The organism is Rhizomicrobium sp. (assembly GCA_037200985.1).
Lineage (GTDB): Bacteria > Pseudomonadota > Alphaproteobacteria > Micropepsales > Micropepsaceae > Rhizomicrobium.
This window is the reverse complement of the sequence record JBBCGJ010000001.1, coordinates 3,949,961-3,962,963: the sequence shown is the minus strand read 5'-3', so window position 1 is coordinate 3,962,963 and position 13,003 is coordinate 3,949,961. Positions and strand designations below refer to the sequence as shown.

Genomic DNA, 13,003 nt, shown 5'->3' with positions numbered 1-13,003 from the left:
GCTTGCGGCACTGGATTCCCGCCTTCGCGGGCATGACAACCCGGCTACACCCCGAATTCGATCCCCTGGGCGAGCGGCAAGGCGTTGGAATAATTGATGGTCGCGGTCTGGCGCCGCATATAGGCCTTCCAGGAATCCGAGCCGCTTTCGCGACCGCCGCCGGTCTCCTTCTCGCCGCCGAAGGCGCCGCCGATCTCCGCGCCGGAGGGGCCGATGTTCACATTGGCGATGCCGCAATCGCTGCCGGACGCCGCGAGGAAACGCTCGGCCTCCTGCATGTCCAGGGTGAAGATGCAGGACGACAGGCCCTGCGGCACCGCATTGTGCAGCGCCAGCGCGTCCGCGAATTTCGCATAGCGCATCACATAGAGGATCGGCGCGAAGGTCTCGCGGCACACTGTGGGCGTCTGCGCGGGCATTTCGACGATGGCGGGACGGGTGTAGCGCGCGTCGGGGAATTCGTCCGTCAGCGCGCGGCCGCCGCCGGTAACGCCGCCGCCTTCCGCCTGCGCGGCGGCAAGGGCGCGCTCCATGGCGTCGAACGCCGCCTTGTCGATCAGCGGTCCGACCAGCGTGGCGGGCTCCAGCGGACTGCCGATGGCGAGCTTCGCATAGGCGGATTTCAGTGCCGGAACCAGTTTGTCGTAGACGCTGTCATGCACGAAGAGGCGGCGCAGGCTGGTGCAGCGCTGGCCGGCGGTGCCGACCGCGGCGAACAAGATGGCGCGCACCGCCAGGTCGAGCTTGGCCGAGGGCGCGACGATCATCGCATTGTTGCCGCCGAGCTCCAGGATGGCGCGGCCGAAGCGCGCGGCGACCACGGGCGCCAATTCGCGGCCCATCCGCGTCGAGCCCGTGGCGCTGACGACCGGGATGCGCGCATCCTTCGCCAGCGCCTCGCCGACATCGCGTTCGCCGAGCAGGACCTGGGACAGGTGCGCCGGCGCGTCGCCGAAGCGCTTGGCGGCCCGCGCGAACAGCGCCTGGCAGGCGAGCGCGGTGAGCGGCGTCTTCTCGGACGGCTTCCAGAGCACGCTGTCGCCGCAGACCAGCGCCAGCGCCGCGTTCCACGCCCACACCGCGACCGGGAAATTGAACGCCGAGATCACCGCGACGGGACCGGCGGGGTGCCAGGTCTCCATCATGCGGTGGCCGGGGCGCTCGGACGCGATGGTCAGACCATAAAGCTGGCGCGACAGGCCGACCGCGAAGTCGCAGATGTCGATCATCTCCTGCACTTCGCCCAGGCCCTCCTGGAGGATCTTGCCGGCTTCCAGCGTCACCAGGCGGCCGAGCGCGTCCTTGTTGGCGCGCAGCTCTTCGCCGAACAGGCGGACCAGCTCGCCGCGGCGCGGCGCCGGCACGTCGCGCCAGGCGCGGAAAGCCTCGGCGCTCGCGGCGATCTTGGTTTGGACGGTCCCAGCGTCGTCGAAGGCGACGCGGCCGATCTCCGCCCCGTCGATGGGCGAGCGGACGACATGGTCGCCGGAACTCTCGACGCCGAGAACTTGCAGAACATCGCGCGCGGTCATGAAACCCTCGAAAAACGGGAGAATTGCGGCTCAGTACTCCGCTTTCGCGGCCCGATCAATGCGGCCGGGAAAGCTTGCCTTAACCCGGCCGGCGTAGCCTTGCCGGCCAGCCGAACGGAACCCTCATGACCGCCTTGGACGCCGATACCGTCTCGCGCGCGCAGCCCGGCGCGGCCGCGCCCACGCTCGTGTTTTCCGCGAGCGCCTTCCTGTCGGCGGCCCTTCTGTTCTTCGTCGAGCCGATGTTCTCCAAGATGGTGCTGCCGGTCCTCGGCGGCTCCGCCGCGGTGTGGTCTGTCGCGATGGTGGTGTTCCAGGGCCTTTTGCTGGCCGGCTATGTCTATGCCCATCTGCTGATGCGGCTGCTGCCGCTGCGCCATGCGGCGCTGGTGCATGTCGCGGTGCTGGCGCTCGCGACGCTGCTGCTGCCGATCGCGATCGGCGCCGGCTTCGTCCACCCGCCGCAATCGGGGGTGTCGCTCTGGCTGATCGGGCTGTTCCTCGCCTCCGTCGGGCTGCCCTGTTTCGCGCTGTCGGCCAACGCGCCGCTGCTCCAGGCCTGGCTCGCGCAGACCGGCGCGCCCAATGCGTATCACCTCTACCGCGCCTCCAATCTCGGCTCCTTCGCGGTCCTGCTCGCCTATCCGTTCGCGATCGAGCCGAGCTTCGGCCTGACGCAGCAGTCGCGGCTGTGGAGCATCGGCTATATCGTGCTGGTGTTCGCCATCGCCGCCAGCGGGACGCTGGCGATGCGCCGGAGCGGCGCCGCATCGGCCGCGCCCGCCGCGCGGACGAAGGTCGCGGCGCGCGACAAGCTGTCCTGGGCGGTTCTCGGATTCATTCCGTCCGGATTGCTGGTCGCAGTGACGGCGCATATCGCCACCGACGTCGCCTCGGCGCCGTTCCTGTGGATCATGCCACTGGCGCTCTATCTGCTCACCTTCGTCTTCGCGTTCTCCGACCGGCCGCCGATCGCGCCCCGGCTGATGCTCGCGGCGCAGCCTTTCACCACGGCCCTGCTGATCGTGCTCCTGCTGTGGACGGGACATATCGGCTGGGGGCTGGCGATCTGCGGCCATCTCGCCGCGTTCTTCGTCGCGGCGATGGTGTGCCAGGCGGAGCTCTATCGCCGCCGTCCGGCGCCGGCGCAGATCACGTCGTTCTATGTCTGGATGTCGCTGGGCGGCGTGCTCGGCGGCGCCTTCGCGGCCCTGCTGGCGCCGCAGATCTTCACCACCGTGCTGGAATATCCGCTGCTCGCCGTCGCCGCGCTGCTGGTGCGGCCGAATATGTGGACGACGCCGCGCGCGGCCTGGCTGAAGGACGGTGCGTTCGTGCTCGTGCTGGGCGCGGCGGTCGCGGTTCCGTTTCTCTTCCTCGAGCAGCGCGCCGCCTATTTCGCCGTCGCGGTGATGGCGCTGGCGGTGCTGACGGCGTTCCAGGGCGCCCATCCGGCGCGCCTGATCGGCCTGGCCGCGCTCCTGTTCGCGGTGACCGATCTCTACGACATCTCGCAGAGCGCGGTGTATCGCGGCCGCTCGTTCTACGCGGTCTACCGGGCGGTCGACATCGACGGCGGCAAATATCGCGTGCTGTACCAGGGCACGGTCGCCCATGGCGGCGAGCAGATCCGCGACGATCGGGGCCGGGCGCTGACCGCGCGGCCCGAACCGCTCACCTATTACTATCGCGGCGGCTCCTATGCCGGCGCCATCGAGGCGGTGCGGGCGCGCGCCGGCGGACGGCTGGCGCGGGTCGCGCTGGTCGGGCTCGGCATGGGGGCGCTGTCCTGCGAGAGCGCGCCGGGCGAGCGCTGGACGTTCTACGAACTCGATCCGATGAGCGACACCATCGCGCGCGACCGGAGCCTGTTCCGCTCCTTCTCGACCTGCGCGCCGGGCGCCGCCACGGTGATCGGCGACGGCAGGCTCACCCTGCGCGAGACCGCGCCGGGGATCGACCTGCTGCTGCTCGACATGTTCTCGTCCGACGCGGTGCCCACGCATATGCTGACGCGCGAGGCCTTCGCGCTCTATCGCGCCCGGCTTTCGCCGCACGGCGCCATCGTCGTCAACATCTCCAACAAGAACGTAAGGCTGGCCGAGGTCGTCGCCGCGGCTGCGGCGGAGAACGGCATGATCACGGTCGTGCGGCGCGATCCGGTGCCGACGCCGCATACGCTGCACCTTCAGGCCGAGATCGGGCTCGTCGCCCGTTCGGCCGAAGACCTGAAGGCGCTGAAGCTCGGCCCCGGCTGGCGCGTCGTGATGCCGGCGCAGCGCGCCTGGAGCGACGACTATTCCGACATCTTCCGCGCGATGCTGGCGAAGCTGCGCGAATAGCGGAGCGCTACTGCGCACCGGCGTAGTAGCGGCCGAAGCGGTTGGCGAGGAAGTCCGACAGCTTCGCCTCTTCCTGGCGCACGAAGCCTTTCTGCGGCAGCTTGCCGTCCACCAGCATGTCGCACATGGCGCAGATGCCGGCCGCGGTGGTGATCTGGATCGCGCTCATCAGCCGGCCCCCGACCTCCTGAGCGTAGATCTTCCGGGCATAGCTTTCCTGCGTCAGCCTTCCCTCGCGCAGGCCCGAGACGGTGACGAAGATCAGCACCACGTCCTGATAGGTGATCGGGATCGCGGTCTCCAGCACGTCCTTCAGCACGTCGCGGCGCAGGCCCAGGCGCAGGTCGCGCACCAGCATCTTCACGATGTCTCGGTGGCCGGGATAGCGCACGGTCTTGTAGTTCAGATTCTCGACCTTGCCGTCCAGCGTGTCGCACAGCGTGCCGAGGCCGCCCGAGGTGTTGAACGCCTCGTATTCGGTGCCGTCGAGGGCGAATTCCTCGAGCTCTTCGAGCGCTGGGACCTCGCCCCGGCGGCCGTCGCGGATCGATTCGCAAGGGTTGCAGTATTCGTTGATCAGCCCGTCGGTCGACCAGGTGAGATTGTATTTGAGCGCGTTGGTCGGAAACTCCGGCAGCGCGCCGACGCGCATCTGCACCTCGCGCAGGCTGTCGAATTTCTTGGCGAGGTCGGCGGCGACGATCGAGATGAAGCCGGGGGCGAGGCCGCATTGCGGGATGAACGCCGTGTCGGCGCCCGCGGCAAGGCGGCGGATGGTGCGGGTCGACTCGACGTCCTCGGTCAGGTCGAGATAGTGCGCGCCGGCCGTCTTGGCGGCGTCGGCGACGACGGCGGTCAGATGATAGGGCGTGGCGGAGAGCACGACGTCATGGCCCTTCACCGCGGCCGCGAAGGACGCGGGATCAGCGATCTCGACGACGCGGGTCGTCACGTTCGTCCGCGGCATGCGCGCCAGCGAGGCGGCGTCGCGGTCGGCGACCGTCACGCGATAATCGCCCGTGCCCGACAGAAGCTCGGCGATCGCGATCCCGATCTTGCCGCCGCCGACCAGCATGACGTTTTTCATACGTACCTCCAAAGCCGTCATCGCCCGCGCATGCGGGCGATCCAATCGGCAACGAAAACGGGTCGCCCGGACAGGCCTAGCGACGGCGTGGGCCGGGCGATGACGGAGTTTGAAGGAGGAAAGAGACGTTTCGCAGACGGCAATGCGCCGAGGGTTGCATTTCCTTCCGGCGAATCGCAGGGTTATCCGGCAATTCGCCGGATTTCTCCCATGCGCGAGTCCGATGCCAGGCTGCTCGCCCTGCTGCGCGCCAATGCGCGCGAGCCGACCGCTTCGCTGGCGCGCAAGCTGGGGCTGGCGCGCTCCACCGTGCAGGAGCGCATCGCGCGGCTGGAGCGCGCGGGAACGATCAAGGGCTATACCGTACGCCTCTCCGACGAGGCGGATACGGGCAAGCTGCGCGCCGTGGTGATGATCGCGAGCGATCCTAAGCGCGCCGACCGGGTGGCGGCGGAACTGAAGAAGATGCCGGAGGTTCGCTCCCTTGCGGCGGTGGCGGGCAGCTTCGATTTGATCGCGACCGTGGAGACCGAGACGCCGGCGCGGATCGACGCCCTGCTCGACCGCATCGGCAAGACCGCCGGCGTGGCGCGGACGGTGTCGTCCATCGTGTTGAGCGAGAAATTCAGCCGGTGACTACCCTCGCCTTGAGGGAGGGTAAATCAGACGCCCGTCGTCCTGAGCGTGAATCCGGCGCCGGTGAGCGCGGCGCGGATCTCGTCGGCGTGGCCGCTGTCGCGCGCTTCCACCACCATGCCCAGATAAGCCGACTTGACCGGCATGTCGGTCATCATGCGGTTGTGGCTGACTTCCAGGATGTTGCCGCCGGCGTCGCCGACCAGCGTGGCGACGCGCGCCAGAAGGCCGGGGCGGTCCTCGATCTCGACTTCGAGGCTGAGCAGGCGGCCCTCGCGCGACAGCTCGCGCAGGATGACGTTGGACAGCAGCCGCATGTCGATATTACCGCCCGACAGCACAATGCCGACGCGCTTGCCGTGGAAAAGCTGCTTGTTGTCGAGCACCGCGGCATAGGCCGCCGCGGCGGCGCCCTCGACCACCGTCTTCTCGATCTCGAGCAGCGCGGCCAGGGCCTGTTCGATCTGGGCCTCGTCGACCAGCAGGATGTCGTGGACATGGGCGCGCACGATCTCGCGCGTGATCTTGCCGGGGTCCTTGACCGCGATGCCCTCGGCGATGGTCTGGCCGGCGCTCGGCAGGTTCGCGCTCTTGACGGTGTCGTACATCGAGGGATAGGCGCGGGTCTGCACGCCGTAGATCTGGATCGCGGGATTGATCGCCTTGGCGGCGATGGCGATGCCGGAGATCAGCCCGCCGCCGCCGACCGGCACGACGAGGGTGTCGAGCGGCTCTTCCGCGTCGGCCAGCATCTCGAGCGCCACCGTGCCCTGGCCGGCGATGATCATCGGATCGTCGTAAGGATGGACGAAGGCCAGACCCTGTTCCTTCGCGATGGCGAGGGCGTGAGTGTAGGATTCGCTTAGCGTGGCGCCTTCCAGGATGACATGGGCACCGAAATCCTTGGTGTGCCGGACCTTGGTGAAGGGCGTGCCGAGCGGCATCACGATGGTGACGGGAACGCCGAGCCTTCCGCCGTGATAGGCGACGCCCTGGGCGTGGTTGCCGGCCGACATCGCGATGACGCCGCGCTTGCGCTCCTCCTCGGAGAGCGAGAGCAGCTTGTTCAGCGCGCCGCGCTCCTTGAAGGAGGCGGTGTATTGCAGGTTCTCGAATTTCAGGTGCAGGCCGGCGCCGGCGATGCGCGAGAGCGTCTCGGAATGGCGGGTCGGCGTGCGCTCGACCGCGCCCTGGATGGCGCGCGCGGCGGCGCGGACATCGTCGATGGTGATCGGGGCGGTCTGTGCGTCCAACGCGTCACCTCATCGCAAGTCTGGTAGCAGCGGAGGGATTTGAACCCCCGACCAAGGGATTATGATTCCCCTGCTCTACCACTGAGCTACGCTGCCAAACCTTTCGCGGCGCGGCATGTAATGGGCGGGGGGAAAGCCTGTCAAGGCAAGCCTGCCGATGGGACCGGCGGCCGGGCCGTGGCATAATCTGCCCCGCCATGCCGAGCCCGCGCATCAAAACGCCGCCGAAATACGCCGCCATCAAGAAGGCGGCGCTGGCCCTGCCCAGCACGCGGGAAATCCAGGACGGCCATGGCATCTGGTTCAATATCGGGAGCAAGACCTTCGCGCTGTTCGGGAGCAGGTCGGAGCGGTGGACCCTGCGCCTGCCGAAGGATCGGGTGACGATGCTGGTCGAGGCCGCGCCGGACACCTTCGCGCCGATGCGGGCAGGCGCACTGCTGTGGCTCTATGTCGACGTGACCAAGCTCGGGCCGAAGGAATTGCGCGCCTATGTCGAAGCCGCCTGGCGGTATACGGCGCCGAAAAAGCTCCAGGCGCGGCTAACGGCCGAATAGCGTCTTGAGTTCGCCCTTGGCGCGTTCGAGCACGCGGCGGCGGCTTGCCGGCAGCGCCTTGCCGGCGCGGTTGATGTAGAAGGTGAGCATGGACAGCGCCGAGCGGTAGGGCGAGGTCTTGCGCGCATGGCTGCGTTCGGCCGAGCGCTTCAGCGAATGCGCGATCTTCTTCGGATCGGAACCGGTGAAGACCTTGTCCTCCAGCGTCAGCGCATGGCTCTCGCGCGTGACCCGGCCGGACCAGCGCGCAGCGGACGTCGTCCGCTTGGTCGTCTTCTTCGTCGTCTTCGCCTTCGTCGTCTTCATGACGGGATAACGCATCGGACGCGTTCCAGTTCTGCAACGGCAAGACCCGGACGGCAATCCGGTGCGGCGCTCGAACCGCTAAGGGTGCGCGCTCCACGGTTCCACCGTACCGACGATGGAGAATGCCGAGCCGGATTCGAGCGCGGCGAACACGCCGTCCGAAATCTCGTCATTGGTCAGCCAGCGCGAGCGGCCCTCGGTCACGACGAAGCCGAGCACCACCGCCTGATAGTCGATGGGAAGACCGTCGGTGGCCTGCGCCATCTCCTTCAGGCGCTCGGGATGGGCGGGATCGCCATGCGCGCTGCCCAGCACCTGGACGAAACGCCCCTCGGCGGCGACGCTTTCGGCCAGGGCACGCCGCGCGGCGGGAGCACGGCCGTGAATCCAGGCGACGACCAGATCGGGCGGCTCGATCAGCGCGAGGGTCTCGGCCAGGGCCCGGCCGTCATTGTAATCGCAGGCGACAGGTTCGATATCGGGCGCCACGGCGCGGATGCGCCGGTCGTTGCGCGCCAGGACGGAAACCCGCTCCGCATGCGCGCACAGCGAGCGGCAAAGGCCCGCGAGCATGCCGGAGCCGCCGACCACCAGCGCATGGCCGACCGGATTCACGCCGCCGCCTCCCTGCGAGATCTCGAGGAACAATATAATGCGGCAGGGCCTTCCGACAAACGCCGAACCCGCGCCGAATGGGCGTTCTGTCTTGTCCGATTTGAGGGCGGCTACGGCTCCGGCTGCCAAAATTCGAGCTTCGTTCCGTCGGGATCGAGGATCCAGGCGAACTTGCCCATGCCGTCCATGTGCTGACGGCCTTTCACCTCGACGCCCTTGGCCTCGAGCCCGGCCAGGAATCCATCCAGGTCGTCCACCGCGAAATTGATCATGAACTCGCGCGACGAGGGCTCGAAATAGCCCGTGTCCTTGTTGAAAGGAGCCCATACCCCGTAGGATGGACCGGCGCCGTCCGCGCGGATCATCGCGCCGCCCCAATCCTCGATCGTCAGCCCGAGCGTGTCGCGATACCACGCGGCAAGTGCCTGTGGATTTGCGCTATGGAAGAAGACCCCACCAAATGCCGTAATGCGCGCCATCGGCAGCCTCCGCTCGTCGCGGCCACGATAGCGGCTCTCGTCGCATTAGGACACTGCCGGGCGCCGGAAACGGCGCGGCGGCGTTGCGGTGGTAGGCCCGGTGGGGATCGAACCCACGGCCGGCAGATTAAAAGTCTGTTGCTCTACCGCTGAGCTACGGGCCTGTGTCGCCCGCGGGCGACGGCGTCGGGCGGCCGGCCCGCTTATAGCGAATGGCCGGTCCAAAGCAAGGGATTGGCTGGGGGACATGGATTCGAACCATGATAAGCAGAGTCAAAGTCTGCTGTCCTACCATTAGACGATCCCCCAACGGAACCGGCGGCGCGTTTCGCGGCCCTTTCCCTGGTCGAGGCGCCTTCTTAACGTCAGGGCGGCAGCGGCGACAAGGGCCGCCGAAGGTCCATTGCAAGCCGGCGGCTTGCTTAGTATAGGCACCGCCACGCGCCCTTCGTCTATCGGTTAGGACTCGAGACTTTCAATCTTGCAAGAGGGGTTCGACTCCCCTAGGGCGCGCCACTTTTGATGGCGGGCGGGCAAAGTAGCCGCCACGCCAACCCTACTTTGCCCGCCCGCGCGGTTCTTAGTTTAATCCTGTCCGGCGGGCGAACATTTTGCCGCCCGCCAACCCAAAATGTTCGCCCGCATGGCGGGCGGGCAGAGCAGCCGCAACGCCAACCCTGCTTTGCCCGCCGACACGATTCTTGTTTTCTTCGCCGGATCGCGGAAGCTGCGCCAAGACGAGACCGGGAAGATCGATGCGCGAGAAACAAGCCGAATCCGTCGCGGTCGCCTGCCTATGCGGCAAGGTCTTATTCAGCGCCGACCGCGCGCCCATTTTGGCCGCCTCCTGCTATTGCGGCAGTTGCCAGAAAGCCGGGCAGGAATTCGCGAATCTGCCTTCCGCGCCGCTGGCGATGGATGCCGATGGCGGCACCCCCATGGTCCTGTATCGGAAGGATCGCGTCCGGTGCGAAGCGGGGAAAGAGCATCTCCAAGAGTTCAGGCTCAAGCCCGATTCCCCGACGCGGCGCGTCATCGCAACCTGCTGCAACGCGCCGATGTTCCTGGACTTCACGAAAGGACATTGGCTGTCGATCTACCGCAAGCGGCTTCCCGACGGCGCGCCGCCGATAGAAATGCGGATCAACACAAAAGAACGCCGCGCGGACGTCGTGCTGCGGGACGACGTCCCGAACTACGACGGTTATCCGGGTCGTTTCATGCTGAAACTGATCCTCGCCTGGATCGCGATGGGTTTCCGCAGGCCCGATATGGGGTTGAGCGATATCTCTCGCGCGCAGCCCGGTGTCCGGCCTCAATAAGGCGCAAAGGGAGAGTCGGATGCGAGGAACGCCGCGACCTGGCGCGTGGACGATTCCAGATACTGAAATAGAGAGCCGTGGCCGGCGTCGGGATCGGTCGGGAGCACCGCGTTCGGAAGGTTCTCCGCCAGCCGGTAGGAGTTCGGGACGGGAATCATCCCGTCATGCACGCCGTTCACGAGCGGCGGCGCGACCGCGCCGCTTGCACGTTCCTGCGCTTTTTGCGCGGCGGGCTGCGAAGGCCGCGCGGCTAAGCGGCGGCCTCGTCGAGCAGCTTGTTCACTTCGAGATAATATTGGGTGACGGGACGATGCACCCAGAAGGCATAGGCAAAGGCCCCGCCGGCCAGGATGAGATAGCCGAGGACCGCCTGGTTCGAATCGCCGCCGAACCAGCCCATGAAGAAGAGGGCACTGCCGAAGAAATAGATCGCCAGCGATACGAGAATCCGGGAGATCGGCGCGCGCGCCTGGCCCTGCATGCTCGACGAGACGATCAGCCCGCCGACGATCGCGCCGAGCCCGCCGAAGAGCGCCCCGAACTGGCCGAGGAACGGGATAAGCAGGATCGCCAGCGAGACGATGCGCAGGGCGATCGATCCGGCGCTTGGGCCCTTGTTGGCCTGGTTGTGCCAGATCGACAGATCGAAGCGCTGACCGGATTGGCGATCGACGAGGAAGATCGCCTGGTCGGTGCCGCGATGCGCCACGATGCCGACCTGGGTTCCCGGCTGAAGCCCGGTGGCGGGACCCTTCATCTTGAAGCCGAGCGTGCTTCCGTCTTCCTTCCGGACGCGCATGAAGTCGTCATAGCTGGCGGTGACGATCCCCTTCACGACCTCATAGTCCCGCCGGGCCTTGTCGGCGAGATCGCTCATGGACTGCCGGTGCTGCTGGCGAACAGCACGGCGCCGAGGAACACGACGAAGATCAGCTCCACGACGACGACGATAGACGAGAGCGCGATGCCGATCGCGCCGAGCATCAGGCCCGTCGAGTTTCCGGCGATCTTGGCCTGCCGGCGCGCCATGATGCCGAGAACGAAGCCGGCGATCAGGAACAGCACGCCGAAGCCGGGAAGCAGGCCCAATACGGCCGCGCCCAGCGACAGGCCGCCGAGCAGGGACCCGTCGCTCGTGGACGGACTGGCCGCGGGACCGCGCGGCGCCTGGGGCGGCGCGGACGCCGGGGCCTGCCGGATCGCGAATATGTCCCTGGCGGATTCGCCGTCGGTCACGAAATCGACCGTAAGCCCCGCCACCGGACGGGACGCCTTGTCCGACCAATATTGTTCGGTGAAGGGGCGGCGATTGCCGTCGTCGGCGAGAATGATCCCCTCGCCCCGATTCGGATCGAAACTGAGGACACTGCCGCGCATCCCACCCCCGCCATTTCCGCCCAAAATTAAAGTTACTTCATCCGCGCCGCCGCGATCAACAGGATAATCGGCGCGAACGCGTCAGGCGGGGGCCGGAGCGACCGGGTTCTTCGCCGGCGCGCTTTCGAGGATCAGCATATAGGCGATCTGGCCCACGATCGTGGCGCCGAACAGATACCAGGCGGGCGCCAGCGCGCTGCCGGTGAAGTGGATCAGCCAGGTGACGACAAGCTGGGTCGTGCCGCCGAAAAACGCGATCGAGGTGGCGTAGATGGTCGCGAAGGCGGCGCCGCGAATGCGCTTGGGCAGGGTTTCGGTCACCGCGGCGTAGAACGCCCCGCCATTGATCGAACACACGAAGCCGAGCGTGATGCTGCCGACGAGCAGCGCCACCGCGCTGCGGGTCTCCACGATCCAGAAGAAGATCGGGAGGATCAGGACGAGAAAGCCGAGATTGGACCAGATCATCACCGGCCGGCGTCCGATGCGGTCCGAGAGCCAGCCGCCCCACAGCACCGCGACGATGGCCGCCACATTGCCGAGCGCGCCCGCCAGGAACGCGACGGTCGCCGAGATGTGCAGCGTGTCCTGCGCGAAGGTCGTGATGTAGTCGAAGATGTAGGTGCCGATCGTGCCGGAGGCCAGCGCGATCAGGGCGAGCACGATGATGCGCCAATTCTCGCGCACGGCGCCCAGCCCGGTGCGCGCGGTGGAGACCGGTCCGGTCGGATCCGGCGCGTGCAGCGTTTCCGGCAGGCCGCGCCGGATCCAGAGCCCGAACGGCAAGGTCACCGCGCCCAGCAGAAACGCGATGCGCCAGCCATAGGCATCCAGCGCCGCCGGCGCCATGAACGCCGAGAGGCCGACGCCGACCAGCCCGCCCACCGTGGCGGCGACGCTCTGGCTCGCGCTCTGCCAGGAGACCGCAAGTCCGCGTCCGTTCAGCGGCGCGGCTTCCAGCAGATAGGCGGTGGTAGGGCCGACTTCGCCGCCCAGCGAGAAGCCCTGCACCATGCGCGCCAGGACCGCCAGGATCGGCGCCGCGATCCCGATGGTCGCATAGGAGGGAATGAGCGCGATCGCGATGATGGCGCAGCCCATCATCGTGAAGCTGAGCATCATCGCCGGCCTGCGGCCGACGCGGTCGGCATAGGCCCCGATCACGATGCCGCCGATGGGCCGCGTGACGAACCCCGCGCCGAACGTCGCCAGGGACAGCATCAAGCTGGCATAGGCGTTGTGCGACGGGAAGAAGGCGTGACCGATCTGGATCGCGAAGAAGGCGTAGGTGATGAAGTCGTAGAATTCGAGCGCGTTGCCGACGGTGGCGGCGGCGATGGACCGGCGCATGAGGGCCCGCGCGCCGGCCGGGCCGGCACCGGCGCCCCCGTCAATCTGTCTCGCCACATCGCCCCCAGCCTTGCCGTCCGGTCCATTGATACAGAAGCGAGGAACCGGAGCAATGACTCGTCACGCCTGCAACGGAGTCACGGTTTC

The 13,003-nt window shown here is 67.4% G+C and carries 14 protein-coding genes and 4 tRNA genes; 5 read left to right on the top strand and 13 right to left on the bottom strand.

From position 1 onward, the window contains the following. Positions 1-44: 44 nt before the first annotated feature. Positions 45-1,532 carry an aldehyde dehydrogenase family protein gene (locus tag WDN01_19600; protein ID MEJ0028236.1) on the bottom strand — a complete coding sequence of 496 codons (1,488 nt, stop codon included), beginning with the start codon at positions 1,530-1,532 and terminating at the stop codon, positions 45-47. 125 nt (positions 1,533-1,657) lie between these two features. On the opposite strand from WDN01_19600, the gene WDN01_19595 reads away from it, so the two are divergent. Further along, positions 1,658-3,874 carry a hypothetical protein gene (locus WDN01_19595; protein ID MEJ0028235.1) on the top strand — a complete coding sequence of 739 codons (2,217 nt, stop codon included), beginning with the start codon at positions 1,658-1,660 and terminating at the stop codon, positions 3,872-3,874. A gap of 7 nt (positions 3,875-3,881) precedes the next feature. Here the strand turns inward: WDN01_19595 and WDN01_19590 are convergent, their stop codons facing one another. Next, complete coding sequence (locus tag WDN01_19590) at positions 3,882-4,961, bottom strand: saccharopine dehydrogenase family protein (protein MEJ0028234.1); 1,080 nt, start codon at positions 4,959-4,961, stop codon at positions 3,882-3,884. Between the two features lie 210 nt (positions 4,962-5,171). On the opposite strand from WDN01_19590, the gene WDN01_19585 reads away from it, so the two are divergent. After that, positions 5,172-5,597, top strand: a complete 426-nt coding sequence (locus WDN01_19585) for an Lrp/AsnC family transcriptional regulator (protein MEJ0028233.1) — start codon at positions 5,172-5,174, stop codon at positions 5,595-5,597. Between the two features lie 26 nt (positions 5,598-5,623). Here WDN01_19585 and WDN01_19580 read toward each other — a convergent pair whose 3' ends face one another. Both WDN01_19580 and WDN01_19575 read right to left on the bottom strand, forming a co-directional pair. Beyond that, positions 5,624-6,850: a threonine ammonia-lyase gene (locus WDN01_19580; protein ID MEJ0028232.1), complete on the bottom strand. Its 1,227-nt coding sequence runs from the start codon at positions 6,848-6,850 to the stop codon at positions 5,624-5,626. A gap of 21 nt (positions 6,851-6,871) precedes the next feature. Beyond that, positions 6,872-6,946 (bottom strand) — tRNA-Met (locus tag WDN01_19575). Positions 6,947-7,047: 101 nt separating this feature from the next. Here WDN01_19575 and WDN01_19570 point away from each other — a divergent pair. After that, entirely contained in the window at positions 7,048-7,407 is a 360-nt protein-coding gene (locus WDN01_19570; protein ID MEJ0028231.1) for an MmcQ/YjbR family DNA-binding protein, read from the top strand. Here the strand turns inward: WDN01_19570 and WDN01_19565 are convergent. The 5 genes from WDN01_19565 to WDN01_19545 form a co-directional block, all read right to left on the bottom strand. Further along, a complete protein-coding gene (locus WDN01_19565) occupies positions 7,393-7,728 on the bottom strand; it encodes a DUF3175 domain-containing protein (protein MEJ0028230.1) in 336 nt (111 codons plus the stop codon). The two genes, WDN01_19570 and WDN01_19565, sit on opposite strands and share 15 nt — an antisense overlap. A 63-nt stretch (positions 7,729-7,791) precedes the next feature. Continuing rightward, entirely contained in the window at positions 7,792-8,328 is a 537-nt protein-coding gene (locus tag WDN01_19560) for a hypothetical protein (GenBank protein ID MEJ0028229.1), read from the bottom strand. Between the two features lie 110 nt (positions 8,329-8,438). Next, positions 8,439-8,807, bottom strand: coding sequence for a VOC family protein (locus tag WDN01_19555; GenBank protein ID MEJ0028228.1), 369 nt, complete (start codon positions 8,805-8,807; stop codon positions 8,439-8,441). 89 nt (positions 8,808-8,896) lie between these two features. Then, positions 8,897-8,971: transfer RNA gene (locus WDN01_19550), tRNA-Lys, on the bottom strand. Positions 8,972-9,042: 71 nt separating this feature from the next. Beyond that, a tRNA-Gln gene (locus WDN01_19545) sits at positions 9,043-9,116 on the bottom strand. A gap of 132 nt (positions 9,117-9,248) precedes the next feature. Between WDN01_19545 and WDN01_19540 the strand changes: the two genes are divergently transcribed. Beyond that, positions 9,249-9,323, top strand: a tRNA-Glu gene (locus tag WDN01_19540). 239 nt (positions 9,324-9,562) lie between these two features. After that, a complete protein-coding gene (locus WDN01_19535; GenBank protein ID MEJ0028227.1) occupies positions 9,563-10,129 on the top strand; it encodes a hypothetical protein in 567 nt (188 codons plus the stop codon). Here the strand turns inward: WDN01_19535 and WDN01_19530 are convergent. The 4 genes from WDN01_19530 to WDN01_19515 form a co-directional block, all read right to left on the bottom strand. After that, the gene (locus WDN01_19530) at positions 10,123-10,425 is read right to left on the bottom strand and encodes an alpha/beta hydrolase (GenBank protein ID MEJ0028226.1); all 303 of its coding nucleotides are present in this window, start codon (positions 10,423-10,425) and stop codon (positions 10,123-10,125) included. The two genes, WDN01_19535 and WDN01_19530, sit on opposite strands and share 7 nt — an antisense overlap. Further along, on the bottom strand, positions 10,380-11,006 hold the full coding sequence (locus tag WDN01_19525) for a hypothetical protein (protein ID MEJ0028225.1): 627 nt from the start codon (positions 11,004-11,006) through the stop codon (positions 10,380-10,382). The genes WDN01_19530 and WDN01_19525 overlap by 46 nt, the downstream gene beginning before the upstream one ends. Continuing rightward, a complete protein-coding gene (locus tag WDN01_19520; protein ID MEJ0028224.1) occupies positions 11,003-11,506 on the bottom strand; it encodes a hypothetical protein in 504 nt (167 codons plus the stop codon). The genes WDN01_19525 and WDN01_19520 overlap by 4 nt, the downstream gene beginning before the upstream one ends. Before the next feature lie 81 nt (positions 11,507-11,587). Continuing rightward, positions 11,588-12,913 (bottom strand): MFS transporter, encoded by a 1,326-nt coding sequence (locus tag WDN01_19515; protein ID MEJ0028223.1) that lies wholly within the window; start codon positions 12,911-12,913, stop codon positions 11,588-11,590. Between the last annotated feature and the right edge of the window lie 90 nt (positions 12,914-13,003).